Here is a 25,476-nt window from a genome sequence, read left to right as displayed (position 1 = left end):
GACTGTGCACTCCCCACCGCCTTGTGAGCGGTGGGGAGTGGTGACGTACGCGTATCGGAACGAAGAGAGTTACTTGACCAGGCGGCCGTCGCTATCCCACGAGTAACCCGCCTCTTCCAGCTCCGCGCGGGCGGCATCCATGTCGAACGGGAAACGCTCGACGAACGGATCGTTCCAGAAGGTGTTGACCGGTGCGATCACGCTGGCGCCAACCTCGCCACGGCCATCGAGCAGCACGTTGACCATGCGCTCGCGATCGCTGGCCATGGCCAGCGCGCGGCGCACGGCGCGGTCGTCGAAGGGTTCGCGGCGCAGGTTGAAGGTCAGGTGGTAGTAGCCGAAATCCGGCACGTTGACCACGTTGAGATGCTCCTCGGCCTCGGCCAGGCCGATCTGGCCGGGCTCCATGCGCCAGGCGGTGACGTCGATCTGGCCGGTCTGCAGGCCGGTGTAGACGCCTTCCATGTCCGCATAGATGATGAACTCGACGCCGTCCACGGCGATCTCGTCGGCATGGAAGTGGTCCTCGAACTTGCTCAGGGCCATGAACTCGCCGCGATCGAAGCGCTCATGCACGAACGGGCCGGAGCCGACGGTGGGCGTGTCGGAGGGCGACAGGGTCGAGGCATCCTCGATCTCTTCCCAGATGTGCTTGGGCAGGATCGGAATCTGCGACAGCGTGATGCTGGCGAACGACGCCGAGGGCTCGCCGAGATGGAAGTGCACGGTGAGATCGTCGATCTGCTCGATGCTGTCCAGGGCGGCCAGATAAGAGTTGAAGTAGCTGTAGTCCTGGTCGAGATAGTAGTTGAAGGTGAAGGCCACGTCCTCGGCCGTGACCGGCTCGCCATCATGGAAGGTCATGCCCTCGCGCAGGGTCACGGCAATGGTGGTGTCGTCGACCTGATCCACCGACTCGGCGGCCCAGGGTAGCGGCTCCACGTCGGCGGAGAGGCGCACCAGGCGATCGTAGTAGAGGCGCATCCACTTCCAGCCCCACACCGAGGTGGACGCCAGCGGATTGAGGTTGTCCGGTTCCTGCGGCCCACCGATGCGCAGCACGCTGCGCTCGCCCAGCGGCACCGCCTCCATCGGGCCCCATTCGCTGTAGAGCCCTTCGCCCGCCATGGGATTGAAGCCCTCGAAGGCCTCGTTGTTGTAGGCCACCACTTCGTCGCGATAGAACAGGATCAGCAGCGGCACGTCGGACTTGTAGAGTTCCTGCATCTCCTGCACCAGTTGCTGGCGCGCGTCGGGGTCGAACTCGCGGGACTGCTCGTCGAACAGCGCATCGAACTCGGGATTGTCATAACCGCCGGGATTGTTGCCCCCCAGATTGGATTGGCGCGAGTCCAGGGTGCTCAGGAAGAATTGCGGATCGAGGCGGTCGGTGCGTCCGGTCCAGCCCAGAATGGTGGCATCGAAATCCTGCTGATCGTAGAAGCGCTCAAGCGCGGTGCTGAACTCGGTGGGCTGAACGTTGACCTCGAAGCCCAGTTCACGCCAGCGTTCGGCAATGATGAACGCGGCCTCATAGCGGATCGGGTCATAGGACTCGGTGGTGGTCATCAGATTGATCGGGGCAACCGGCTCCTGAGCCGTGGCTGAAACGGCCAGGGTGCTCAGCCCCAGACCCACCGCACCGGCGAGGAGCTTTCTCGCGAAAAGATTGTTGTTGATGGTTTTCACTGCTTCCACCTCGGGTTGTAATGGTTTTTCATGCCAAATTCGTGCATTGCATGAATATCACGCACCTACCCTATGAAGCAGCGTTGAAGGTGTCAAACGGCAAATTAAACGGTTGACGGGCCCTTACAGCGAGCGCCTCAACGTCTCCCTGACCGGCCCTGTGGCCGGAGATTTGCCGCGCCACAACAGGAAGGACTCGGCGGCCTGTTCCACCAGCATGCCCAGCCCATCCACCGCCATTGCCCCAGATTCGGTCGCCCAGCGCAGAAATACCGTCGGCTCGGCGCCATACATCATGTCGTAGGCAAAGGCATCTTCGGCGAACAGGTCGTCCGGAAGCGGTGGCAGCTCGCCAGCCAGGCTCGCGCTGGTACCGTTGATCACGAGATCGAAAGGCCCCTCCACCGCATCGAATCCGCCGCCCCGGATCTCCCCCAGGTCCCGGAAGTCGGCCGCCAGGGCCTCGGCCTTGGCCGCGGTGCGATTGGCCACCAGTACACTGGACGGCCCTGCCACCAGCAGCGGCTCCAGCACCCCACGCACCGCACCGCCGGCTCCCAGCACCAGCACCCTTGCCCCCCCGAGGCGCACCCCATGATGCGCCAGGTCCCTTACCAGGCCCACCCCGTCGGTCGTGTCGCCACGGGTGCGGCCATCGTCGCCGAGAACCAGGGTATTCACCGCCCCGGCCCGCCGGGCACGTGGACTCAGCTCGTCACAAAGGCGGAACGCCTCCTCCTTGAACGGCACGGTAACGTTCGCCCCCCGGCCGCCCTGGGCCGCGAAGGCACGCCAGGTGTTGGCAAAGTCGTCCAGCGGCGCCTCGATGGCGGTGTAGTCGATGTCCTCTCCGGTCTGCTCGGCAAAGGCTGCGTGAATCATCGGGGATTTCGAATGGGCAACGGGGTTGCCGAAGACACAGTAGCGGTCGGTCATGGGGTCTCTTCTTCCCCCAGCCAGTCGCGGGGGTGCAGGTAGTCTCGGTAGAGAATTTCCTCGGCGCTGCCAGGTTCAGGCCGCCAGTCGTATTCCCAGCGGGCCAGGGGCGGCATCGACATCAGGATCGACTCGGTGCGCCCGCCGCTCTGCAGACCGAACAGGGTACCGCGGTCCCACACCAGATTGAACTCCACGTAGCGACCGCGCCGATAGAGCTGGAAATCCCGTTCCCGCTCGCTCCAGGGCGTCTCGCGGCGGCGCCTGACGATAGGCAGGTAGGCATCGAGAAAAGCATCGCCGACGGCACGCTGAAAGGCAAAGCTGCGGTCGAAGCCCCACTCGTTGAAGTCATCGAAGAAGAGCCCGCCCACGCCACGGGTCTCGCCGCGATGCTTGAGAGTGAAATAGTCGTCACACCAGGCCTTGAAACGCGGATAGACGCCATCACCGAAGGGGGCGCAGGCATCGCGGGCGACCCCGTGCCAGTGCAGCACGTCCGCCTGTACCGGGTAGAAGGGCGTGAGGTCGAAGCCGCCGCCGAACCACCACACCGGGGCCTCCCCCTCCTTCTCGGCGATAAAGAAGCGCACGTTGCCATGGCTGGTCGGCACATGCGGGTTCTCGGGATGCAACACCCAGGAGACACCAACGGCCTGAAAGCCGCGCCCGGCCAGTTCGGGGCGTGCAGCGGTCGCCGATGGCGGCAGCAGGTCACCGTAGACGTGGGAGAAGTTCACCCCACCCTTCTCGAAGACCCGGCCATGCTCGATGACCCGCGAACGGCCACCGCCGCCCGCTTCGCGCTGCCAGGCATCCTCGCGAAAGGCAGCCCCGCCATCCTCGGCGGCAAGCGCCGCACAGAGCCTCTCCTGGAGATCGAGCAGATAGGTCTTGACGTCATCGAGATTGGCGCGTGCCATGGTGCCTCCTTGGGCAGGTTCGGTTCAGGCGCGTAGCACTCGGCCGCTGATCAGGTCGCGAATGGTGCTGGGTCGCCCCAGCCCCCCCAGGTCGCCTTCGAGGATGGCATCCAGTGCGTCGCCGAAAGCAGTGCGGACTGCCTCGGCGCTCAGCGCCGCCGGCTCGCCCGCCCGATTGGCGGAGGTGGACACCACCGGCCCACCGAAGGCCTCGCACAGCGCCACGACGCCGGGGTGGTCGCTGACCCGAAGGGCCACGCAGTCATGGGCTCCGCGCACCAGCGCATGGGTGCGGCCGTTATCCGGCACCAGCCAGGTATTGGGCCCCGGCCAGGTCGCAGCCAACGGCGCATGCAGCGCCAGGGGCAGGCCCTCGAGCCAGGGCTCGAACTGGGTGATGCTGGCGGCTACCAGGATCAGCCCCTTGGCCGGGTCGCGTTGCTTGAGCCGCAGCAGGCGCACCACGGCCTCATCGTTATCGGGATCACAGCCGATCCCCCACACGGCCTCGGTGGGATAGGCAATGGCGCCACCAGCACGCAGCGCGGCCACGGCAGCATCCAGTGAACGGGCCTCGGTCATGACTCTCCTCACTGAGCGGGGCGCACCTCGCAGGGCAAGGCGCAGCAATACCACTGGAAGCGACTGTCGATGCATCCAGCAAAAGAGGGGGACCATGCTAACACGCCCATTCACGACCGCGGCAGGCGAACCCAGCCACCGGGAGCCTGTGCCGCGAGCCCCTCCAGTTCGAGTTCCAACAGGCGCCGCTGGCAATCGGGCACCGCCAGGCCGGTCAGGGAAACCAGGGAGTCGAGGGGAGACGGCGTGTCGCTGAGCCAGCGCAGCAAGGGGTCTTCACTGAACGCCCTGCCCGTGGGTAGCGCATGCGGGGGCGGCGCAAGGGAACGCGGCACCGCCGCTGTCCATTGGGTCAATTCCTCGAGGATGTCGTCGACCCGGCGTACCAGCACCGCGCCTTGACGGATCAGGTCCAGGCAGCCCCGGGCCTGGGGATTGTGAATCGATCCGGGCAAGGCAAAGACCTCCCGGTTCTGCTCCATGGCCAGTCGTGCACTGACCAGGGAGCCGCTCTTCTCGGCCGCTTCCACGACCAGCACGCCCAGGGAGAGGCCGGTGACGATGCGGTTTCGCCGGGGAAAGAAACCTGGCCGCGCACGGGTGCCGGGGGGATGTTCGGAAAGCACCAGGCCACCGCGCTCGAGGAGCTGATGGTAAAGCCCTGCATGGCGTGGTGGATAGATGATGTCCACACCACAGCCCAGCACCGCCACACTGCGTCCTCCCGCCTCGAGGGCGGCATGCTGGGCGGCACCGTCGACGCCCAGCGCCAGGCCGCTGACGACACACCAGTCCCGCGACGCCAGTTCACGGCCGAAAGCCGCCGCATTCGTCAGCCCCTCACGGGTAGGCCGGCGTGAACCGACGATTGCCAGTGAAAGCGGCAGGAGGGCATCGAGGTCTCCCCGAGCCCAGAGCACCGGTGGCGGGTCGGCTATCTGCCCCAGCAGCGCCGGCCAGGCGGCATGCCCGGGATACAGGAGGTGTCGATCGGGTGCGGCCGCCAGCCAGGCCAGGTCCGCCTCGACCGTCTCATTCAGGGGGCTGCGCGCCGGATGGTCGAGCCATAGCCGCAGTGACGTCGCAGTCCCCCGGGGCAGCCGTGCCAGCCAGCCATCGGGCCAGGCCGGCGACGACGCCATCATCTCGGCCAGCCGTGCGGGTCCCATGCCGGGCAGCCGCATCAGCGCCAGCCATTCCCGCGCTCCCGGTACCGATGATGATAATGCCATCCCACTCATCGCAATGCCGTTCCCAGTGCCTGCCGGGGGCTATGCACCCGATCGCCAACTTCCAAGATTCGAGTGGCCCGCATGACCAGTCCATAGCTCATCTTCTCGTAGGGCCGGAAAACCATGACCAGGCCAGCTGCCGTACCAGGCAGGCGCAACGCCTCTCCCGTGCGCGGGTCGTTGGCCAGTTCGCCCTGCTGTTCGACCTGCAGCACATGACCGGTTTCCAGGCCGTCACGCCGTCCCCGGTCCAGCGCCACCACCTGCAGCCGGCCGGCAAAGCGAACACCGCCCGGCACCGCCAGGATCCTTCCATCGACATCCCCGCCGGGGGCCCGAGGAATGAATTCGCTGTCCAGGCCTCGGCTCTCCAATGGCAGCACAATGTCGTCGCTTCGCACTTCCTGGACCGAAGACAGCACCTGGAGCACGGCAATGTCTCCTTCCAGACGCTCGACCCGCGCCCGGCCGATACCCTCCAGCTCCAGCCCCAGCAGCTCGCCGGAAGCCGCGCCGGTGTACCGCTCACCGAGGCGATAGATCCCGTAACGCATTCCACGTTCCAGCTCTCCACGGGCATAGAGCCGGTCGCCCGCCCCACTGATGATGCGCCGGTCGTCACCGGCCACCACATAGGCCAACTCGTCCAGCGCTTCCGGGTCATCGACCACCCGGTAGTCACGAAGGAAGTGCCGCACCGCCTCAAGCGGGATCGGCCCGATGGTTTCGCGAGCAGGAATACGCCTGACTTCCGGCGACAGGCGAACCTCGCGCTGCCAGGAAAGGCCCTGGGCCTGGGCCTGGGAGACACCCGCCAGCAACGCGACACATGCGCCGCTTATCAAGGCATGCCGGAGCCACCTGCCCAGCCCGCCGCTGTTCGCTCTACCGGTCATCCCACCATCCCTTGCTCGCCATATCCCGGCTCAAACCCTTTTGGCGCCACCCCCAGGGGAACCAAAGCGTCGTGATATAGTCGGATTCTATCGTGAAGATATGCGCTCGAACGGTTTCGCCATGAGTCGCAGCCCCTTAGAATAAGGGTATCTCCTGACGACAGCATAACGGTGGTTCCAACGCCATGGCCAAATTACCTATCCTCGAATTTCCAGACGAGCGGCTGCGCAACAAGGCGGCGCCGGTCGAGACGGTCGACGACGAGGTGCGCCAGCTGATCGACGACATGCTCGAGACCATGTATCACGCTGCCGGTATCGGGCTTGCCGCCACCCAGGTGGATGTCCATCGCCGCGTCATCGTCATGGACGTCAGTGACGATCGCTCAAAGCCGCTGGTGCTGATCAACCCCGAGTACACGCCCATCGGCGACGAGCGCGACCTCATGTCCGAAGGCTGCCTGTCGATTCCCGAATACTACGCCGAAGTGCCGCGCGCGTTGAAGGTACACCTCAAGGCGCTGGACCGGGACGGCACCCCCTACGAGCTTGATGCCGAGGGGCTGTTGGCACACTGCATCCAGCACGAATACGATCACCTGGAAGGCATACTGTTCGTCGACTATCTCTCGCCGCTGAAGCGCGAACGAGTGCTCAAGAAGATGCAGAAGCGTCACCGGCTCTCCCAGCCCGCCTGATGCTGCCTGCTTGCCCTGAAGGCCGGCCCTGCTCCTTATGCAGTGCCGGCCTTCGTTGTTTCGGGCCAGCTCCGTTATCATGAGGCTATCGCCCACTGGCAAGGCCCCGAACATCATGTCCCGACCCCTGCGTGTCGTTTTCGCCGGCACCCCCGACTTCGCCGCGTCCAGCCTGGCGGCGCTGCTGGAAAGCCGCCACTCCGTCGTGGCCGTGTATACCCAGCCCGACCGACCCGCCGGCCGCGGCCGCAGGCTCACCGCCAGCCCGGTCAAGGCACTCGCCCTCGAACACGGCCTGCCGGTCCTTCAGCCGGAAACACTCAAGCCTTCCGATGTTCAGGCCGAATTGGCCGGGTTCGAGGCGGACATCATGGTCGTCGTCGCCTATGGCTTGATCCTGCCCCAGGCGGTATTGGACATCCCGCCGCGGGGCTGCCTCAACGTACACGCCTCGCTGTTGCCCCGCTGGCGCGGCGCGGCGCCCATCCAGCGGGCCATCGAGGCCGGCGACAGGGAAAGCGGCGTGACCATCATGCGGATGGACGCCGGCCTGGATACCGGTGACATGCTGCTGGTGAGACGCACTCCGATCAGCGCCACCACCACGGGCGGGGAACTACACGACACCCTGGCTGCGCTCGGTGGCGACGCCATGGTCGAGGCGCTGGACGCCCTGTCCGAGGACAGGCTGACCGCCACCCCCCAGCCCGAAGAGGGCGTTACCTACGCCGCCAAGCTTTCCAAGGCCGAAGCCGAGCTGGATTTCCATCAGCCGGCCGAATCGCTTGCCGCCAAGGTGCGCGCCTTCAATCCCTGGCCTGTCACCTGGTGCGCACTGGGCAAAGAGCGTCTGCGTCTGCTGATGGCAACGGCGTCGACCCGCCGCGTTGGCGACTCCCCCCAGCCGCCCGGCACCCTGCTCGAACACGACCCGGAGGCCCTGCGCATCGCCTGCGGCCCACAAGGTGACGAGGTACTACACGTGACCCGCGCCCAACTGCCCGGTGGCAAGCCGTTGCCGGTTCGCGACCTGCTCAATGCCCGGGGCGAGCGCCTGGCTCCCGGCTCACGCCTTGGAAACTCCGCCGAGGAGACGTCCTGATGCATCGTTCCACTCCCGCATCCCGTTCCGGAAAGACCGTGCAGGACGGTGGGCAGGCGGTGCGCGCCAGCGCCGCCCGAGCCCTGGTACCCGTCATCACCGGCAAGGGATCACTGGCCGACCTTGACGACCATCAGGTCGTCACCCGTGACCGCGCCCTGTTCAAGGCGATGTGCTATGGGGTCTGCCGCACGCTGCCCCGGCTGGAAGCCCTGGCCGGGCAACTGCTCAAGACCCCCTTCAAGGCCCGCGATGCCGATGTACAAGCCCTGCTGCTGCTGGGCATCCACCAGCTGCTCTACCTTCGCATTCCGGCGCACGCCGCCGTGGGCGAAACCGCCGGCGCGGCTCGCCTGCTGAACAAGGAGTGGGCCACACGGGTGCTCAACGGCTGCCTGCGCCGGTTACAGCGGGAGTCCACGGCGCTGCAGGCCGAAGTCGACAAGGACCCCGGCGTGGCGCTGCTGCATCCACGCTGGTTGCTCAAGGCTCTGCGTCAGGCGTGGCCCGATGACTGGCGGGCCATTGCCGATGCCAACAACGAACCGGGGCCGATGACGCTGCGCATCAATCGCCGTCACGGCGATCGTGAAGCGTATCTGGCACGGCTGATCGAGTCCGGCTTCGAGGCGCGGCTCTGTACGCACTCTCCGGATGGCCTGTTACTGGAAACCCCTTGCGATGTCCAGGCACTGCCCGGATTTGCCGAGGGCGACGTCAGCGTGCAGGACGAAGCCCCCCAGTTGACGGCCGAACTGCTCGGCCCCGTTCTGGCGCCCCGCCCTGGCGGCCGGGTGCTCGACGCCTGCTGCGCGCCCGGCGGCAAGGCCGCTCACCTGCTGGAACTGTTCAGTATCGAGCTGATGGCACTGGATAGCGATGCCACGCGCCTGGCCCGGGTCGAGGATACCTTGGCCCGTCTGGGCCTGTCGGCCACCCTGGTCCATGCCGACGCGACACGACGCGACTGGTGGAACGGTACGCCCTTCGACGCCATCCTGCTCGATGCCCCCTGTTCGGGTACCGGGGTGATCCGCCGCCACCCCGACATCAAGCGCCTGCGCCGACCATCCGATATTGCCAAGCTGGCCGAGCTGCAGGCACGCCTGCTGGATAACCTCTGGCCACTGCTGCGCCCGGGCGGTTCCCTGGTGTATGCCACCTGTTCGGTGCTGCCGGAAGAGAACGAGGAGCAGATCCAGGCGTTTCTGGCCCGCACGGAGGATGCCGTGGTCACGACGCCAAAGGAGGTGAGCTGGGGCCGGGCGACGGGGGCCGGCCGCCAGCTGCTGCCGGAACCGGACAGTCACGACGGCTTCTTTTATGCCAGACTGAAGCGGCAGGGCTGACGAAAGGCCCTACGATCCCAAGCCATATCAACGAGTAAGGAGCACTCATGAGCGATCACGTCTACAAGCACATCGAGCTGACCGGCTCTTCGGAAAAGGGGATCGAGGACGCTATCGACCGCGCGCTCGCCAAGGCCTCGAACTCCCTCCACGGGATGCGCTGGTTCGAAGTGACCGACACCCGCGGGCACATCGAGAATGGCCGCGTCGGCCACTGGCAGGTTACGATCAAGGTCGGCTTCACCCTGGACTGAGCGCTGCGACAGCCGTTCAGGAACCGAACCTGTTACCCATCCAGCGGCTGGTTTATGCTAGCCACTATGCTGCGGCGCCACAACGGCGTCGCAGACTCGTTTCACGGGCCCGACAGCAATGAAGATCATCATTCTTGGCGCCGGCCAGGTCGGCGGTACCCTGGCCGAGCACCTGGCCCGCGAAGAGAACGACATCACGGTGGTGGATACCGACGGTGAACGGCTGCGCGAGCTGCATACACGTCTCGACATTCGTACCGTGGTGGGCCCGGGCTCCTATCCCGTCGTGCTGCGTCAGGCCGGCTGCGAGGATGCCGACATGCTGATCGCGGTGACCAGCGCCGACGAGGTCAATATGATCGCCTGTCAGGTCGCCCATACCCTGTTTCGCACCCCCACCAAGATCGCCCGTGTTCGTGCCATGGCCTATCTCACCCGCAAGGGGCTCTTCGCCCACGAAGCGGTACCCATCGACGTGCTGATCAGCCCCGAGCAGGTGGTCACCGACCATATCCGCCGCCTGATCGAGCATCCCGGCGCCCTGCAGGTACTGGAGTTCGCCGGCGGGCTCGTGCAACTGGTGGCGGTCAAGGCCTTCTACGGCGGCCCCCTGGTGGGCCAGGACCTGGGCTTCCTGCGTCGCCACATGCCCAGCGTGGATACCCGGGTGGCGGCCATTTACCGCCGCAACCGGCCGATCATTCCCCGTGGCGACACCGTGATCGAAGCCGATGACGAAGTGTTCTTCATCGCCGCCCGCCGCGACATCCGCGCGGTGATGAGTGAGCTGCGCCGGGTCGACCGCGACTTCCGTCGGGTGATGATCGCCGGTGGCGGCAACATCGGCGAGCGCCTGGCCGAGCAGTTGGAGCATAGCCACCAGGTGAAGATCATCGAGCACGGCATCGAGCGCTGCACGGTGCTCTCCGAGCGCCTCGACCGCACCGTGGTGCTGCACGGTAGCGCCACCAACAAACGGCTGCTGGAAGAGGAGAACATCGAGGACTGCGATATTTTCTGCGCGCTGACCAACGATGACGAGGTCAATATCATGTCGTCTATGCTGGCCAAGCGCATGGGGGCCAAGAAGGTGCTGACGCTGATCAACAACGCCGCCTACGTGGACCTGGTCCAGGGCGGCGAGATCGACATCGCCATTTCGCCCCAGCAGGCCACCATCGGCAGCCTGCTGACCCATGTGCGGCGCGGCGACATCGTCAACGTGCACTCGCTGCGCCGCGGCGCCGCCGAGGCGATCGAGGCCATTGCCCACGGCGACATGCAGTCCTCCAAGGTGGTGGGGCGCGCCATCGTCGAGATCAACCTGCCCAAGGGCACCACCATCGGCGCTCTGGTGCGCGGCAAGGAGGTACTGATCGCCCATGACGACGTGGTGGTGGAGTCCGGCGATCACCTGATCCTGTTCGTGATCGACAAGCGACGCATCCGCGACGTGGAACGCCTGTTCCAGGTCGGCCTGACCTTCTTCTGATGCAACCAGGGCACCTTGCGATGTCAAGACGCTTCCGCGTGACCCCCGTCCGGCCCGATACGGGGGAAGCCGCATGAGCCTGCGCATCATCCTGCGCATCCTGGGCATGCTACTGATGATGTTCAGCCTGACCATGGTGCCGCCGATCCTGATTTCCCTGCTGTTCGGCGACGCCCAGTGGGACGCCTTCGCCATCGCGATCATCATTACCGTGGCGACGGGGCTGCTGATGTACCTGCCCAATCGGCGCGCCCGCAAGGAATTGCGCACCCGCGACGGCTTCCTGATCGCCGCGCTGTTCTGGAGCGTCCTGGGACTATTCGGCTCCCTGCCACTCATGTTGACCGGAGACGCCGCCCTGTCGGTCACCGACGCGGTATTCGAATCATTTTCAGGGCTGACCACCACGGGGGCCTCGGTGATCACAGGCATCGAGTTCCTGCCGGAGTCGATCCTCTACTATCGCCAGCAGCTCCAGTGGCTGGGCGGCATGGGGATCGTGGTACTGGCGGTGGCGATTCTGCCGACCCTGGGCGTCGGCGGCATGGCACTGTATCGCACCGAGATCCCGGGCCCGCTCAAGGATTCCAAGCTCACCCCACGTATCACCGAGACGGCCAAGGCCCTGTGGTACATCTATGCCGCCCTGACCGCCACCTGCTTCCTTGCCTACATGGCCGCCGGCATGAACTGGTTCGATGCCCTGGGACACAGCTTCTCCACGGTGGCCATCGGCGGCTTCTCCACCTACGACGCCAGCATCGGGCACTTCGACAGCGCCACCATCGAGCTGATCTGCGTGGTGTTTCTGATCATCTCGGCGATGAGCTTCAGCCTGCATTTCCTGGCCTGGCGCGGCCGACAGCTCCGGCACTATTTTCAGGACCCGGAGGCCCGTTTCCTGCTGCTGTTTCTGGGCGGCCTGGCGGTGATCACGGTAGCCTCGCTGTGGCTCACCGGTACCTACGGAGCGGAACGCGGCCTGCGTCACGGCCTGTTCCAGGCGGTGTCGGTCGCTACGACCTCCGGCCTGGGGGTAACGGATTTCTCTGCCTGGCCGGGAGCACTGCCCTTCCTGCTGTTCATGGCGGCTTTCGTCGGCGGCTGTTCCGGCTCCACCGGCGGCGGCATGAAGGTGATCCGTATCATCCTGATCCTCAAGCAGGGCATGCGCGAGATCATGCGACTGATCCATCCCAACGCCATCATTTCCGTCAAGGTCGGCAAGGTGAGCGTACCCGACGACATCGCCCAGGCGGTTTGGGGCTTCTTCTCGGTCTACGTGATGCTGTTCTTCCTGATGCTGGTGGGCGTGATGGCGACCGGCGTCGATCAGGTCACCGCCTGGTCCGCGGTGGCGTCGGCGCTCAACAATCTGGGTCCGGCACTGGGCGAGGCCAGCAACCACTACGGTGACATGCCGGAACTTTCCAAGTGGATTCTGGTGATGGCCATGCTGCTGGGCCGCCTGGAAATCTTTACCGTACTGGTGCTGTTCACCCCGGCTTTCTGGCGGCGCTAGAAAAACACGGATTCGCTGCTGCGCCCGATACCCTGGCCGTCGGCGGTGCTCGCAACGTGAATCGGTGCTTTTCCACGTTTGGCCCGCCGGCCGGCTTCGTGGATAATCGTTCCTCCACCCCTTCTAAGTCCGAGCGTTCATGACCGATTCTCAGGAACCCGTAATCGACCCTCGCCAGGAAGGCGACTTCAGCGGTCCACGTCAAGTCGTCGAAGTGGGCGGGACTCGCTATACCCTGCTGGGTACTGCCCACGTGTCGGCCCAGAGTGCCGATGACGTGAGACGCTTGATCGGCTCCGGCGACTTCGATGCCGTGGCCATCGAGCTGTGCGACTCCCGACACCAGAACCTCAATGACCCGGATGCCCTGGGCAAGCAGGATCTGTTCCAGATCTTCCGCCAGGGCAAGGCCGGCATGGTGGCTGCCAGCCTTGCCCTGGGCGCCTTCCAGCAGCGGGTCGCCGAACAGTCCGGCATCGAGCCAGGTGCCGAGATGCGTGCCGCACTGGAAGAAACCCGCCGACATGAGCTGCCCCTGCTGCTGATCGACCGGGATGTCGGTATCACGCTCAAGCGCATTTATCACAATGTGCCCTGGTGGCAGCGCATGTCACTGTTCTCCGGCCTGCTCGGCAGCGTGCTGTCACGCCAGGAGGTCAAGCCCGAGGATATCGAGCGCCTCAAGGAAGGTGACGTACTGGAATCCACCTTCAGTGAGTTCGCCGCCGAATCCGAGTCGCTGTTTATTCCTCTGATTACCGAACGCGACCGTTACATGGTGATGCGCCTGGCGGAAGAGGCGCCTCCCGGACGCTACCGCCACGTGCTGGTGGTGATCGGCGCCGGCCACATGAAGGGCATGGCCGAACGGCTCCATGACCCCCTGCCCGCCTCGCCTCGTGAAGAACGGGAGAAACTGGAAATCACCCCGCCACCGTCGAAGATATGGCGCATGCTGCCCTGGCTGATTACCGCCCTGGTGCTCACCGGCTTCGTGATCGGCTTCTCGCGCAACACCGAACTGGGCTGGCAACTGGTCGGCGAATGGTTCCTGATCAATGCCGTGTTCACGGGGCTGGCCACGATCGCCGCCCTGGCACACCCTGTCACGGTGGCCTCCGCTGCCTTGGCCTCCCCGATCACCTCGCTCAACCCCACCATCGGGGCCGGCTTCGTCGCCGCCGGGGTGGAACTGTTCATGCGCAAGCCCAAGGTGCAGGACTTCTCGACCCTGCGTCATGACGTCACCGAACTGAAGGGTTGGTGGCGCAACCGGGTCTCGCGCACCTTGCTTGTCTTCCTGCTGGCCACCCTGGGCTCCGCTATCGGCACCTGGGTCGCCGGCTTTCGCATTGCCGGCGCCCTGTTCGGAAGCTCGTGACGATGGGCATCACCGGCATCGCCGCCGCGTGGTATCACTCGTCTTCCGACGTGTCCCCGGTCTCATCCGGGGCCGTGCCGTAGGCCTGTGAAAACGCCTCGATGACCTGAGCCACCACCTTGCGCTGCGCAACCGGCAGCGCAAGGTAGCGTTGCAGCACCTGGCGTTCCTCCCCGCTGATTGACATTTCCCACCTGCCCCGGGCCTCGCGGATACGCAGTCCGGCGTCTTCCCCATAGCGCAGCGTCTGGGGCTCGATACCCAGCCACTCGGCCAGCACCTGGACCTTTTCCTGCTTGGGAAGCGTTTCGCCACAGAGCCAGCGGCGCACGCCTTGCAGCGTCACCGCCTTGCCCCAGTAGCGCAGATTGAATTCCCGCTCCAGTACGGCAGGACGCGGTTCGTAGCCGGCTTCGCGCATGGCGCGAGCCAGCCGCTCGGCAAAGGCGGACTTTTCATTCATGCGGCGAATGTGCCGCACCTGTCGAGCTCAAAGTTAAACTTCGGTTGATATATAATGGCAACCAATGGTTTACTTCCCTCATATCGGAGTGTCCGTTCGTGCCATGTCCACCATCGCAGCGGCATGGCCTGGCGCCTTGTGGCAACTCGTAGCCGCTATGACATCACAGGACCTCCCATGCCCGCTCGCCGCAAAGGGGAACCCGATGTGAGCATATGCCCGCCGGGGCCAGCAGACACCATCGGTGCGATACAGCCGCATGGCTGCCTGATCGCCATCGACACGAACTGGCACAGCGTGCGGCTGGCCAGCGCCAACCTGTCCCACTTCTTCAGCCTGTCGCCCGCCGAGGCTCTCGGCCAGCCTCCCGAGCGAGTGCTGGGCTCGGCTACCGTTGCCGCGCTGGCCAAGGCACTGACCCTCGGGGCACCGGGGGTCGCCATCGTCAGCGGGCGACCCGACTCCGCCCCGTCGCGCCTCTACGCCACCGCCCATACGACTGCCCAGTACGTCATCCTTGAAGTGGAACCGTTGGAGGGTCATTTCGACGACCTGCCGGGACTCGGCGCCATATGGAGCGCCCGCATCGCTCAGGCCAACAGCGAGCAGGCGGTCCTTGCCCGGCTGTTACGGGCATTTCGAGTATTGACAGGATTCGAATCGGTGGCCATGTACGGGCCCGGCCGCGATGGCCGGATCGAACGACAGACCCGGGACGAGGCCGAAGACCCCATCGCCCCAGCCGATGGATTTCCCATCGACAACACCGCGGCAGTTCCCCTGCTGATGATCGACAGCCTGGCAGAACCGGCAGGCCTGATAGGCACGCAAGGCGCGGCGCCCGACCTGTCGTGCTGTGCCTTGCGCCTCGCCCCCTTGACGATACGGGCTTGGCTCGGTCAGCGTCAGGCGCGCACCGCCCTCGCACTGGGCCTGTCCGAGGCGGATCGCCACTGGGGGGTGATCCTTTGCCAGGACCGTCGGCCCCGTCATCTCGCCCCACCCCTGCGCCATCTCCTGCAGCAGCTCGCACAGACGGCCGCCCAGCGCCACGCCCTGCTCCATGAGCGGCGCGAAGCAAGGCATCACAGACACTTTCTAGGCACGGGAGGAGTTCGTGATCGTCGCCAATGGTTGCGGGCTGCCCCAGGCCCATGAGCTCGCCGCACGGCTGTGCCGGGAACTGGTGGGGACACGCCCAGGCGCCTGGTGCGCCGTGCGGATCGCGCCATGTACCAGGCCAAGCAGACAGGCCGCGCCTGCGTTCGCGTCATGGCCGGCGACACCTGAACGAGGCTATATAGTTTTTTCACTGACTCTCAGATAACACCCTCCATTCTCGTAAAATTTAACCAAAGCACAGGCTCTGCTAAAATTATTAATACTTCTCTCCCCGCCATTTAAACCGTGTAAATTAATCTGAAAGTCACCTTTGAGCCTCATAGGTCATGCTGCCGCTCGATATGCTCGACGAAATTATCCGTCAGTTGCACCAGCGCGGCGATCAAGGCTTTCGTTTCCGCCTCGCTATGCCACTGCGGGGAATCATCCGCATAGGGGCTGAGCATAAATCTTCGGGATGCCCCTGCACCGGAAAGGGTGATAATCTCCTCTCCATCCTGGCTAAAGGTACCCTCCGCCACCATGACCTGCCTTCCCGTGAGTGGACAGATCATCATTAACGTACCCATGCAGGCGACCCCGTAAGGAATAAGCACCGCATATAAAGCTGGATTGATATCAGGAGAAGCCTCGCGAATCCTGAGAGCCACGTCGACTTCCTGCGCCTCGTGGATATCGCCATATAGATCGCTTATCACCATCTCGAAAATATCATTCAGGTGTTCCTTTAACTCATCCGCCCTGCTCCAATGCCGAGGCTCTTCCTCTACATCAATAGAGAGGATATTGACGTTCGGAAACCAATCCGCCGTTCTGGGATGATTCTCCTTGATAGAGTCAACCAGCTGTTCCGCCAAGGAATCCTTATTCTCTCTAATCCACTGATTGGAAAGAAGCAATCTATCGCTTTCATTATAGTTTTTGGGCGGTGTCACCTGATAAGAAAAGCACCCAGTCATGGATAACACCAAAACCCCAACGATTACTTTTTTCATGGACTCACTAACCCGTTTCATCACCCTTCCCTTCATCAATCCACTTTCTTTCACCATTCGGACTTCACTACTGCTTGACCGCTTCCCAATAACCCAGCTGGGTGAATCATTGCAGCAGAAACAGCCTTACCGGAGTCTCTAAGTGCCTGAGCACTCTCCGCTCGTATCCAGCCATGAGGTCACGGGCCGGTTCCCGTTTCCGGGTATGCAACTGCCGGTTGTAGGATTCCACTTACGCCGCTGACGGTGGCGATATCGCCTTCCGCCATCATCTCGCTGCCGATCTCCCGCACTTCATGCGTTTCATCGCGTTGGTGGCGGCGGCTGCGGAACAGGCCACCGCTGCGACTCGTTGCAATGCGAAGAGCAGTAAGTCTTCAAAAGCGAATCCGCCCTTGTCCCGGCCCACCAAACGGGTCAGGGTATTCCTGTTCCTCACGCCGCATTCGTTCCAGCTTCTCGCAGCGGGCGATACACTCGAACCAAGGCTGGCCAGACCAGTCGCCAGTATCATCAATATGAAAAAATGAGGTCTTATCTACCGATCTTTCGTAGTTTTGAATATGCTGCCAGCCATAGGCCTCTCCAGAACTTTTTACATACATCATCAACAAAAAATCACTTTCATCTCTTTGTCGGCACCGATCAATCGTTCGCTGCGATGTTCTTCCAATATAGGTATCGCACCTCATTTGCTTGTGCCTTTCTGAAAAATCAACCGAGTCCATTAGAAACCTATTCCCGATACGATATCTAACAAACCAAGCATCATCTTCCTCAAGCGCAGGAGAAGAACGTCCAAGAGAATTATAAGCCCCCATTACGGGGCCTTCTCTACTCTCACCCACTAGTTTAAACTTTGGGTAGTTTTCCGGATCGACTAAAAATCTATCCGGTCGAGCAGAAAATGTTCCTTGTCCAAACTGAGCGGCTTGATAGACAGAGAATGGTACGCACGCCGCCAGCCCCATAGCTATAGACAGACTAATCACTAGTTTCAATAAATTCATAATAATGTCCAAATGGATGTTGCCAAGGCCACGCAGGCACTACATTAGCATCCCAATTCAATAATAAGCCCAGTCGTCCCCCATTGATCACATCCCAGCTTCCTAGAGTTACTTCCGCATTTGGAGGCGCTACGATGCCAAGCGGCAAGGAGTGCAAGTATGCCTGCTCCACATGGCCATAACGTGCAAGGTAAGCAGCATCGCCTGTTCCCAGACTATGGCCAGTAAAACTGTTATACTCTGCGGGACGTGCTGTATCGTAAAGATAGTTTCTGACGGTATTAGTCGGTAGGCCTTGATATGTCAAAGCTGTATCAACCGCATCAAAAACAGTATGCCTAAACCCACGGTGCAGCCACCCTCTCCCTCCTATAGAGTCGCTTTGTGAAAACTGATCATCCTCCCGTTTATATCTAACTTTATTTTCATCAAGAATAGAGTCCCCTGCAATAGAACTCGCCATCAACAACCAATTCAATTCATCAGGATTCATCCCCAGTTCTTCCGCCATCTTTTTCTGGGCATCCGAGATCACAGGCTGCATACCGACATACATGGCTGTTTTGGCGAAGTCCATGAAGTTGGCTTCCGCCAGGAATTTACCTGCATCTTGTGTCAGCGTGATAGGGTTATCGTAGAAGGTTCCCCCGCTCAGATAGCCGGTAAAGCCCCCAGTCATGCCACCTCGCCAAGCGGCTTCTCGCCAATCCCCCCCCTGGCTGAACGCGCCAATACCACCACCAGCAGCACCTCCCGCCATGCCGGAGAGGATGGCGTTGCCCGAGCCTGCGGCAATCGTCGTTCCACTTGCCGTGGTGGCGCCTGCGGCAAAGGTCGCTTGCGACCCGGCGGCGGCCCCGGAGAGGTTACCGACCATGCCGCTGACGGCCCCGGCGGTGTAGTAGCTGACCACGGCAGTCAAGATGGTGGTGGCGATAGGGCTCAGCCCGCTTTGGCTGTAACGCCATTCGTCGCGGAAGGCTTCGATGCTTTCCCAGGTGACGTCATCGCGACCTTGCAGGGTTTGCAGCCAAGCGAGGTCGGGGTCGTTCGCCACGACTCGCTCGATGGCGGCATCCAGGCTTTCACCGTCCCGGGCTTCGTAGAGGGCATGAATGCCTTGCTCCGCATGAATCCGAATATCGCCCTGTGCCATCAGTTCGTTCTGGCGCAGTGTCTCGCGGGTACTGCCATGGCCCCGCGCCGATTGGCTGAGGGCATTGCTGCGGCTGCGTTCGTGGGACTCGGTGCGGATATCGCTGGCGGTGTCGAAGGTGATCTCCCCGCCGCCGATCAGGCTGAGATCCTGGCCGCTTTCCAGGCGCGCGCCGCGATAGGTCTGGTCGCCGCCGCTGACGAGGGCGATATCGCCTTCCGCCATCATCTCGCTGCCGATCTCCCGCACGTCATGCGTTTCATCGCGTTGGTGGCGGCGGCTGCGGAACAGGCCACCAGAGCGGCTCGACTCATAGAAGGCGTAGTCTTCCTCCTGGGCGGTGAGCAGTTCGATCCGGTTGCCGGCAAACAGCGAGGCGTCGCTGCCGGCGCGTAGCTGGGCGGCAGAGAGGGTGAGGTCGTTGCCCGCTTCCAGGGCAAGGTTGCCACCGGCATCGAGCGCGGTGCGCTGTACCTGACTGTGGCGCTCGATGGTGTGGGTGCGCCCACGGCGGCTCTCCTGGTATTGCTGGGAGAGGCCCGATTCGAGGGTGATATCGCCCCCAGCGGCCAGGGCGAGGTCGTCACCGCTGGTGATCTCGGCGGCGCGGGCGGTGATGTCCTGCCCGGCCACCAGGGCGGCGCTGCCGCCGACGTCGAGCCGGGTGCCGGTCTCACTGCTGTTGACCGAGGTGAGAGAGCGGCCCAAATTTACGCTCGAACCCACTTCCAGGGCATTCAGCGACAGGTCGCGCCCGGCGCTGAGCAGGCCGCTGCCCTGGGCACTCACTTCTGCCGCCGTCAGGCTCAGATCGCGACCGGCGCCGAGTATCAGGTCACCGCCGGCATGCAAGGTGGCGCCGTGCTCGATCTCGCTGCGTTCGCTGATACCGCCCCAGCGCTGCTCATGGTTCAACGTGCTGGCAATCTCAAGATCGCGACCGGCGGTGAGTTGCAGGTCGCCGGCGGAATTCACCTCGGCGCCGAGAATGGCGATATCGCGCCCGGCGCTGGCGAGCAGTTGGCCGGCGCCGTCCGAGACGTAGAGCCCCGCCAGGCGTTCGGTGCTGGCGATGGTGATATCCCGCCCGGCTTGCAGTTCGAGCCGCTCGCGAGCGGACATGTCACCGCCCAGGTTGGCGATGTCCCGCCCGGCCTGCAGGTCGAGCCGCTCGCGGGCGGACATGTCACCTCCCAGGTTAGCGATGTCCCGCCCGGCATCGAGGTGAACCTGGGCACCGTCGATGCGGCCCTCGATGTTGGTGATGTCGCGGTTGGCTTCGAGGTTGACCCGATTACCGCTGATGCGCCCACCGAGGTTGGCAATATTCTTCGCCGAGATGTCCATCACCTCACGCCCGGCCAGGGTGCCGGAGTTGAGCAGGTCGCCGGCGATATCCAGTTGTAGCGAGTTGCCGGCGATCAGGGTGCCGTCGCCGGTGAGGTCGCCTTCGCGCACCCGCACGTAGACCTGGGGCACCAGGACGGTGACGGTGGAACCATCGTCGAGTTCGACTTCCTGCTCCACCAGCCAGACGATATCGCTGGTGAGTTGCGCCATCTGTTCGGCGGTCAAGGCCACTCCGGGGCGCAGGTCGTGCTCCTCAGCGAAGGTGATGCCGGCGTTCATCAGGGCGGTGAATTGCGCCTGATCGTCGTTGTGACCTTCGAGGAATCGCTGGCCGGTGAGCTGGGCGATTTGCTCCCGCACCAGGCGCTGCTCGTAGAAGCCGTCGCCGAGGCGCTTGTGGACCTGGGTGGGATCTTGTTGCAGTGCCTGAAGCATGTAGTCGGAACCGACCCACTGCTGGCGATCGGTGAAGCGTGGGTCGGTCTCGATCAGTACGGGGGCCGTGGCTTCGGGGCGTATCTGGAACAGGCTGTTGTTGGGCGGATTGACGCTGGGCATCACGGTGCGGATGACCTCGGCGGCGCCTGCATGTACCGCCTCGCCTTGCGGGTGGCGACCGCTGGAGAATGCCTGGCGCTCCGCCGTGATACCGCCAAGCGTCTGCTCGCCAAGGCTGGCGCCGCCATCGACCGCCTCGCCTTGCAGATTGCGCTCGCTGGACGAGGCCTGGCGCTGTGCCGTGGTGCCGTCGACTTGCCGTTCGCTGCGATGGGCGTTGCCGCTGAAGGCTTCGCCGGAAGAGGCCATCACCGGCACTTCGATGATGCCGCTGGTCTGGTTGAAGCGGAACTCGGCCTGGGCATTGCCCGCGCCCTGGGCGCTGCCTGCCACCGTAATATTGCTGGGCGCGCTCAGGTCGAGCGAGGTGCCGGTGTGGCCGCTATTGCCGCGGACTTCGCCGATGGGAAGGGTTTCGGTATCATCCAATGTATAATATGCCTCGTACGGCTCAATGCTTGCGAGGAACTCCGCTGTCACATTAGGTATTGTATACTCCCAGTTATAGTTGATCCATTTCACCCCTCGTTCTATGACATGAATCCCCCCTTCCGCTCTGCGGTTCTCCAGATTATCCAAATCCCCTGCGAGATGCCCACCAGCCAGAATTTGACTTTTGTCATTGATGAGCTCATTACCTATCAACTCCATGCTGCTGCCCGCTAAAATTTTTCCTGGCAGCGATTTGACGACTTCATTTCTTAACTCGGTACGCTCAATATCGTAAACTTCCCAGAGTTCTATTGCCTGCTGTGTCGGCCAATGCACCAAGGCCTCAATCGGATGACCATAAGAAGGATAATCGTAAAGTCGCCATGCAAACTCACTTTCAGGAATTTTTTTATCGCCCCATATAACATGAACATATGGCACTCCAGAGTACATGTGATATGTTCCATCCCTCCTTAGAGGCTTGAAATACGTCTTTTCCTCTATAGCGGCTTCCACTTCCGTGGTTTCAAAATATTCATTGGTGTTATAGAGCTCTCCCGTCGCCAGATGCAGATTCCCCAGCGCCTCGATGGTGGCGCTGTTGTTGTCGATACGCTGTGCCTGGCCGGTGGCATGGCCATTAGCGTCGAGCCGGCCGGCGATGGCCATGTCGCCGATACTGAAGATCAGCGCGTCGTCGCGATTGGCGAGGCGCTGAGCGCCGATATCCAGGCGATCCCGAGCGGCGATGACCGGGGCCTGACCGTCCTTGGCGGCGTTGGTGAGGATGCCTGCTTGCAGGCTCAACTGGTCACCGTAGATGCGCCCGCCGCCGAGGTTGTCGAGGATGTCGGCATCAAGGCGCACGTCGATGCCGTCTATCAGCCCGTGGTTGGTCAGTCGGTCGGTGTCGACCCGCAACCGGGTGGCGGTCAGCTCGGCCTCCCGAGCGTTGGTGAGCGCCTGGGCCTCAAGATCGAGCTGGCCGCCCGCGGCGAGCAGGCCATGGTTGGCGATAACGCCATCGGTGGTGAGGGAGAAATCTCCCTGGGCCTGCCATTGGTCCGCCGCGTCCAGGGTGATGTCGCCGCTTAGCCGCAGCGCCATGTCGCCCAGCGAGAGCATGCGTCCGTTACCCTGCAGGTCGCCGCTCGTCACGTTCAGCGCCTGGTTGGCGATCAGGGTGCCTTTGCGGTTATCGAGGCGCTCGCTCTCCAGCACGAGCGTGTGCAGCGAAGAGAGCAGCCCGGCCTGGTTGGTCAGAGCTTGGGTATCGATGGCCAGGTACTCGTTGGCGCGGATGGCGCCCTGGTCGTTCTCCACCTGGGCGGCGGCGATGCGCACCTGCGGGCCCTCCACCCCCTGGCCGTTGCCCGAGGTGTCGGTGTTGCGCAGCCGCTCGGCAGCGATGTCGAGTTCGTCGCCGGCGCGCAGCAGGCCCCGGGTGTTGTCCAGGAACTGCACCACCCTGAGCTGGGCATCGTTCAGGGCTTGAAGCTGACCCTCGCGGTTGTCGAGGCTGTCGGCGTCGAGGCTCAGATCGCCCTCACTGAGCAGGGTACCAAGGGTGTTGTCGATGGCCCTGGCCAGGAGCCGCAGGGAGGCGCCACCGATCACACCGGCGGCGTTGTTCAGTGTGCCGCTGTCGATACGCAGTTCGCCTCCGGCAAGAATGCCGCCCTGGCTGCCGCTGTCGGTGTTGATCAGCACCTGGCCCTGGGTGTCGAGATGGAGATCGCCGCCGGCTTGCAGGGTGCCCCGGTGGTTGTTCAGCGCACCGCTGGCCAGCTCCAGTCCGCCGAAGGCGGCGATCAGGCCGGTGCTGTTGTCCAGGGCCTGGCCATGGGTATTCAACGTGATGCGCTCGGCGATGATCTGGCCGTCGCGGTTGTCGAGGCCTTGAGTGTCGAGGTCGAGTTGCCCGCCGGCATCGAGGGTGCCACCCTGGTTGTCGATGGCCGCCTGACTGGTGAGGTTCAAGTCGCCTGCCACCGCAGCGAGGGTGCCATCGGCGTTGTTCAGCGCGCCTGCCCGGACCTCGGCGTCGTGCTGGGCCAGCAGTTGGCCTTGGGTATTGTCGATGTTGTTGACCACATCGAGGCGCAGCGCATCCCCACTGAACAGTTCGCCACTCTGGTTGTCGAGGCTGTCGGCATCAAGGGCGAGGGTCTGACGGGCGTGGATCAGCCCGGAGGCGTTGTTCAATGCCCCGGCACGCAGATCGAGCCCCGCTTCGCTGGAGATCAGGCCGCCCTGGTTGTTGAGATCGCCTTCGACCACGAGGCGCAGCGGCGTGGCCGCGCTCAGGTGGCGCACGTCGCCGCCCCGGTGGTCAAGCGCATCCGCGCTCAGGTCGATATGCTCGGCCTGGGTCAGGGCGTGGCTCAGGTCCAGCGTTTCGCCCCACAGCCGGAGACCGCCCTGGCTGGCGATGATGCCTGCCTGGCCCGCCAGTTCCCGGGCGTCGATGTGAAGATCGCCCTGGCCCAGTTGCAGGATGTCGCCGGTGTCGTTGATCAAAGCGCCGGTGACAGCGAGCGTCAGGTCGCCTTGCGCTTCCAACCGCCCCTGGGTGTTGTCAAGCGTATGGGCACCGGCTTGCAAGGCCCCATCCAGGGCGGCGATCAGGCCGGCGTGGCTGCGCACCTGGTCGGCCTCGATGGCGAGGTCGTTCACCGCGATCATCTGGCCTTGGCGGTTATCCAGCGTGCCGGTGAGGTTCAGCCTCAGGTCGCGCCCGGCGAAGAGTTCGCCCTGGCGGTTGTCGAGTTCATCGGCATGGAGGGTGACATCACCTTCGCCATGCAGAATACCCCCGGCGTTGTGCAGCATGCCGGCATCCAATTCGAGTGCGCTCTGGCTGACGATCAGGCCGGCACTGTTGTCGAACTCGTCACGCACCCGCAGGGCCAGGGGCGAGTGACCGAAGTGCAGCATTTCGCCGCCGCGATGGTCGAGACGGTCAGCCACCAGGGTGATGCGCTCGGCCTGGGTAGTGGCGCCATCGAGCTGGGCCTCTTCGACGGTGAGGGTCAGTTCACCCTGGCCGAGAATAACCCCGTCGCTACCGGCCAGGTGTTGGGCGATGAGGCGGATCTCCCCGTCATCGAATTGCAGCAGCTCGCCCACACGATTGATGAGCGTGCCGGCAACGTCGAGTGTCAGGTCGCGTTCCGCCTCCAGACGGCCCTGGGTGTTGTCGATTTCATCGGCGTCAAGGATGAGCCCGCCACGCAGGGCACCCATCAGCCCGGCCCGGTTGTCGACGCCGCCCGCTTCGATATGCAGAGCCTCTCTCGCGATCAAGTGGCCAAGTGTGTTGTCGAGCCGCTCGCGTACCCGCAACCCCACATCGCCAGCGGCGAACAGCTCGCCCTGGCGGTTGCCGATGCTGCCTGCCTCAACGGTCAGGCCGCCCTCGGCGTGCAGCAGACCGTCCGCGTTGTTCAGCTCACCGGCATTGAGGGAGAGATCGGCGGCACTGAGGATCACGCCTTCGCGGTTGTCCAGCTCGCCATTGATATCAAGCGCCAGCGGACTGGCTTCGCCCAGGTGGCGCATCTCTCCACCCCGGTGATCGAGATGACCGGCCTGGATATCGATATGACCAGCTTGGGTCAAGGCGCCCGCAAGGTGAATGACCTCCCCCTGTATTGCCAGCTCGCCCTGGCTGACGATCAAGCCTTCGTCGCCTTGCAGTTGGCGGGCGCTCAGTTGCATATCGCCCTCGCCCAACTGGACGATCTCGCCGCCGGCGTTGCGCAGGGTACCGGCAACGTCGAGCGTCAAATCACGCTCCGCCTCCAGGCGGCCCTGGGTGTTGTCGAGGGTGTCGGCGGCAATCGTGAGTTCGCCGTGCACCGCGCCGATCAGCCCGGCGGTGTTGTCCAGGTTGTCTGCCATGATCTCGACATCTTGCTCGGCGAGAATGCGGCCTTGGGTGTTGTCGAGTCCATCCACGACGTCGAGGTGCAGGGCACCGGCGGCGGCAAGCTCGCCGCGCTGGTTGGTTACGCTATCCGCCCCAACGGCCAAATCGCCCTCGGCGTGCAGCAGTCCATCCGCGTTGTTCAACTCGCCGGCATCAAGGGAAAGATCGGCGGCACTGAGGATCATGCCTTCGCGGTTGTCCAGCTTGCTGTCGATAGCGAGCGTCAGCGGACTAGCGTCGTGCAATTGGCGCAGCTCGCCGCCCCGGTGGTCAAGCTGGCCGGCCTGTATTGCGATGCGCTCGGCCTGAGTCAGGGCCTGGCTCAGTACGAGTTCCTCGCCACGTATCGCCAGCTCGCCCTGGCTGACGATCAAGCCTTCGTCGCCTTGCAGTTGGCGGGCGC

Annotated in this window: 18 protein-coding genes and 1 pseudogene; 8 read left to right on the top strand and 11 right to left on the bottom strand. The window is 63.6% G+C overall.

What is annotated here, in order from left to right; translation table 11 throughout:
- Nucleotides 1–69: 69 nt before the first annotated feature.
- From C1H69_RS14080 to C1H69_RS14055, 6 genes are all read right to left on the bottom strand, one after another.
- Nucleotides 70–1,689 (bottom strand): ABC transporter substrate-binding protein, encoded by a 1,620-nt coding sequence (locus C1H69_RS14080; RefSeq protein ID WP_240609952.1) that lies wholly within the window; start codon nt 1,687–1,689, stop codon nt 70–72.
- A 123-nt stretch (nt 1,690–1,812) separates the two neighbouring features.
- Nucleotides 1,813–2,625: a shikimate dehydrogenase gene (gene aroE / locus C1H69_RS14075; protein WP_102654012.1), complete on the bottom strand. Its 813-nt coding sequence runs from the start codon at nt 2,623–2,625 to the stop codon at nt 1,813–1,815.
- Nucleotides 2,622–3,548, bottom strand: coding sequence for an oxygen-dependent coproporphyrinogen oxidase (gene hemF / locus C1H69_RS14070; protein ID WP_102654011.1), 927 nt, complete (start codon nt 3,546–3,548; stop codon nt 2,622–2,624). The genes aroE and hemF overlap by 4 nt, the downstream gene beginning before the upstream one ends.
- 24 nt (nt 3,549–3,572) lie before the next feature.
- On the bottom strand, nt 3,573–4,130 hold the full coding sequence (gene tsaC / locus C1H69_RS14065) for an L-threonylcarbamoyladenylate synthase type 1 TsaC (protein WP_102654010.1): 558 nt from the start codon (nt 4,128–4,130) through the stop codon (nt 3,573–3,575).
- A gap of 110 nt (nt 4,131–4,240) precedes the next feature.
- On the bottom strand, nt 4,241–5,362 hold the full coding sequence (gene dprA / locus C1H69_RS14060) for a DNA-processing protein DprA (RefSeq protein ID WP_102654009.1): 1,122 nt from the start codon (nt 5,360–5,362) through the stop codon (nt 4,241–4,243).
- A 5-nt stretch (nt 5,363–5,367) separates the two neighbouring features.
- Nucleotides 5,368–6,258, bottom strand: a complete 891-nt coding sequence (locus C1H69_RS14055; RefSeq protein ID WP_240609951.1) for a peptidoglycan-binding protein — start codon at nt 6,256–6,258, stop codon at nt 5,368–5,370.
- Nucleotides 6,259–6,443: 185 nt separating this feature from the next.
- On the opposite strand from C1H69_RS14055, the gene def reads away from it, so the two are divergent.
- The 7 genes from def (at nt 6,444) to C1H69_RS14020 (ending at nt 14,056) form a co-directional block, all read left to right on the top strand.
- On the top strand, nt 6,444–6,956 hold the full coding sequence (gene def / locus C1H69_RS14050) for a peptide deformylase (protein WP_102654008.1): 513 nt from the start codon (nt 6,444–6,446) through the stop codon (nt 6,954–6,956).
- 115 nt (nt 6,957–7,071) lie between these two features.
- Nucleotides 7,072–8,058, top strand: a complete 987-nt coding sequence (fmt, locus tag C1H69_RS14045; protein ID WP_102654007.1) for a methionyl-tRNA formyltransferase — start codon at nt 7,072–7,074, stop codon at nt 8,056–8,058.
- A complete protein-coding gene (gene rsmB, locus C1H69_RS14040) occupies nt 8,058–9,407 on the top strand; it encodes a 16S rRNA (cytosine(967)-C(5))-methyltransferase RsmB (protein ID WP_102654006.1) in 1,350 nt (449 codons plus the stop codon). Before fmt ends, rsmB begins: the two co-directional genes overlap by 1 nt.
- Nucleotides 9,408–9,454: 47 nt before the next feature.
- Complete coding sequence (locus C1H69_RS14035) at nt 9,455–9,661, top strand: dodecin (RefSeq protein WP_102654005.1); 207 nt, start codon at nt 9,455–9,457, stop codon at nt 9,659–9,661.
- 118 nt (nt 9,662–9,779) lie between these two features.
- Nucleotides 9,780–11,153, top strand: a complete 1,374-nt coding sequence (trkA, locus tag C1H69_RS14030; RefSeq protein ID WP_102654004.1) for a Trk system potassium transporter TrkA — start codon at nt 9,780–9,782, stop codon at nt 11,151–11,153.
- Nucleotides 11,154–11,226: 73 nt separating this feature from the next.
- Complete coding sequence (locus C1H69_RS14025) at nt 11,227–12,675, top strand: TrkH family potassium uptake protein (protein ID WP_102654003.1); 1,449 nt, start codon at nt 11,227–11,229, stop codon at nt 12,673–12,675.
- Between the two features lie 139 nt (nt 12,676–12,814).
- Nucleotides 12,815–14,056 carry a TraB/GumN family protein gene (locus C1H69_RS14020; RefSeq protein WP_102654002.1) on the top strand — a complete coding sequence of 414 codons (1,242 nt, stop codon included), beginning with the start codon at nt 12,815–12,817 and terminating at the stop codon, nt 14,054–14,056.
- A 34-nt stretch (nt 14,057–14,090) separates the two neighbouring features.
- Here the strand turns inward: C1H69_RS14020 and C1H69_RS14015 are convergent, their stop codons facing one another.
- Nucleotides 14,091–14,519 (bottom strand): transcriptional regulator, encoded by a 429-nt coding sequence (locus C1H69_RS14015; RefSeq protein WP_102654001.1) that lies wholly within the window; start codon nt 14,517–14,519, stop codon nt 14,091–14,093.
- A 207-nt stretch (nt 14,520–14,726) separates the two neighbouring features.
- On the opposite strand from C1H69_RS14015, the gene C1H69_RS24425 reads away from it, so the two are divergent.
- A complete protein-coding gene (locus C1H69_RS24425; RefSeq protein WP_165789484.1) occupies nt 14,727–15,677 on the top strand; it encodes a phytochrome family protein in 951 nt (316 codons plus the stop codon).
- A 281-nt stretch (nt 15,678–15,958) separates the two neighbouring features.
- Here C1H69_RS24425 and C1H69_RS14005 read toward each other — a convergent pair whose 3' ends face one another.
- The 4 genes and pseudogenes from C1H69_RS14005 to C1H69_RS24605 all read right to left on the bottom strand — a co-directional run.
- Nucleotides 15,959–16,636 (bottom strand): hypothetical protein, encoded by a 678-nt coding sequence (locus C1H69_RS14005; RefSeq protein ID WP_133154978.1) that lies wholly within the window; start codon nt 16,634–16,636, stop codon nt 15,959–15,961.
- Nucleotides 16,637–17,013: 377 nt separating this feature from the next.
- Nucleotides 17,014–17,646 carry a hypothetical protein gene (locus tag C1H69_RS23280; protein ID WP_133154977.1) on the bottom strand — a complete coding sequence of 211 codons (633 nt, stop codon included), beginning with the start codon at nt 17,644–17,646 and terminating at the stop codon, nt 17,014–17,016.
- Nucleotides 17,621–25,045, bottom strand: coding sequence for a hemagglutinin repeat-containing protein (locus tag C1H69_RS14000; protein WP_240609950.1), 7,425 nt, complete (start codon nt 25,043–25,045; stop codon nt 17,621–17,623). The genes C1H69_RS23280 and C1H69_RS14000 overlap by 26 nt, the downstream gene beginning before the upstream one ends.
- A 90-nt stretch (nt 25,046–25,135) precedes the next feature.
- Nucleotides 25,136–25,258 (bottom strand): annotated as a pseudogene (locus C1H69_RS24605) (hypothetical protein); the annotation flags it as partial.
- Nucleotides 25,259–25,476 lie beyond the last annotated feature (218 nt).

Source organism: Billgrantia endophytica (assembly GCF_002879615.1).
Taxonomy (GTDB): Bacteria; Pseudomonadota; Gammaproteobacteria; order Pseudomonadales; family Halomonadaceae; genus Halomonas; species Halomonas endophytica.
Note: the sequence above shows the minus strand (reverse complement) of the source record. Positions and strands in the feature narration are given on the sequence as shown.

Bases quoted from the DNA above. Each gene is read 5' to 3' on its own strand.
- aroE (WP_102654012.1), bottom strand. From the start codon at position 2,625: ATGACCGACCGCTACTGTGTCTTCGGCAACCCCGTTGCCCATTCGAAA.
- hemF (WP_102654011.1), bottom strand. From the start codon at position 3,548: ATGGCACGCGCCAATCTCGATGACGTCAAGACCTATCTGCTCGATCTC.
- tsaC (WP_102654010.1), bottom strand. From the start codon at position 4,130: ATGACCGAGGCCCGTTCACTGGATGCTGCCGTGGCCGCGCTGCGTGCT.
- dprA (WP_102654009.1), bottom strand. From the start codon at position 5,362: ATGGCATTATCATCATCGGTACCGGGAGCGCGGGAATGGCTGGCGCTG.
- C1H69_RS14055 (WP_240609951.1), bottom strand. From the start codon at position 6,258: ATGACCGGTAGAGCGAACAGCGGCGGGCTGGGCAGGTGGCTCCGGCAT.
- def (WP_102654008.1), top strand. From the start codon at position 6,444: ATGGCCAAATTACCTATCCTCGAATTTCCAGACGAGCGGCTGCGCAAC.
- fmt (WP_102654007.1), top strand. From the start codon at position 7,072: ATGTCCCGACCCCTGCGTGTCGTTTTCGCCGGCACCCCCGACTTCGCC.
- rsmB (WP_102654006.1), top strand. From the start codon at position 8,058: ATGCATCGTTCCACTCCCGCATCCCGTTCCGGAAAGACCGTGCAGGAC.
- C1H69_RS14035 (WP_102654005.1), top strand. From the start codon at position 9,455: ATGAGCGATCACGTCTACAAGCACATCGAGCTGACCGGCTCTTCGGAA.
- trkA (WP_102654004.1), top strand. From the start codon at position 9,780: ATGAAGATCATCATTCTTGGCGCCGGCCAGGTCGGCGGTACCCTGGCC.
- C1H69_RS14025 (WP_102654003.1), top strand. From the start codon at position 11,227: ATGAGCCTGCGCATCATCCTGCGCATCCTGGGCATGCTACTGATGATG.
- C1H69_RS14020 (WP_102654002.1), top strand. From the start codon at position 12,815: ATGACCGATTCTCAGGAACCCGTAATCGACCCTCGCCAGGAAGGCGAC.
- C1H69_RS14015 (WP_102654001.1), bottom strand. From the start codon at position 14,519: ATGAATGAAAAGTCCGCCTTTGCCGAGCGGCTGGCTCGCGCCATGCGC.
- C1H69_RS14005 (WP_133154978.1), bottom strand. From the start codon at position 16,636: ATGAAAAAAGTAATCGTTGGGGTTTTGGTGTTATCCATGACTGGGTGC.
- C1H69_RS23280 (WP_133154977.1), bottom strand. From the start codon at position 17,646: ATGAATTTATTGAAACTAGTGATTAGTCTGTCTATAGCTATGGGGCTG.
- C1H69_RS14000 (WP_240609950.1), bottom strand. From the start codon at position 25,045: ATGGCAGACAACCTGGACAACACCGCCGGGCTGATCGGCGCGGTGCAC.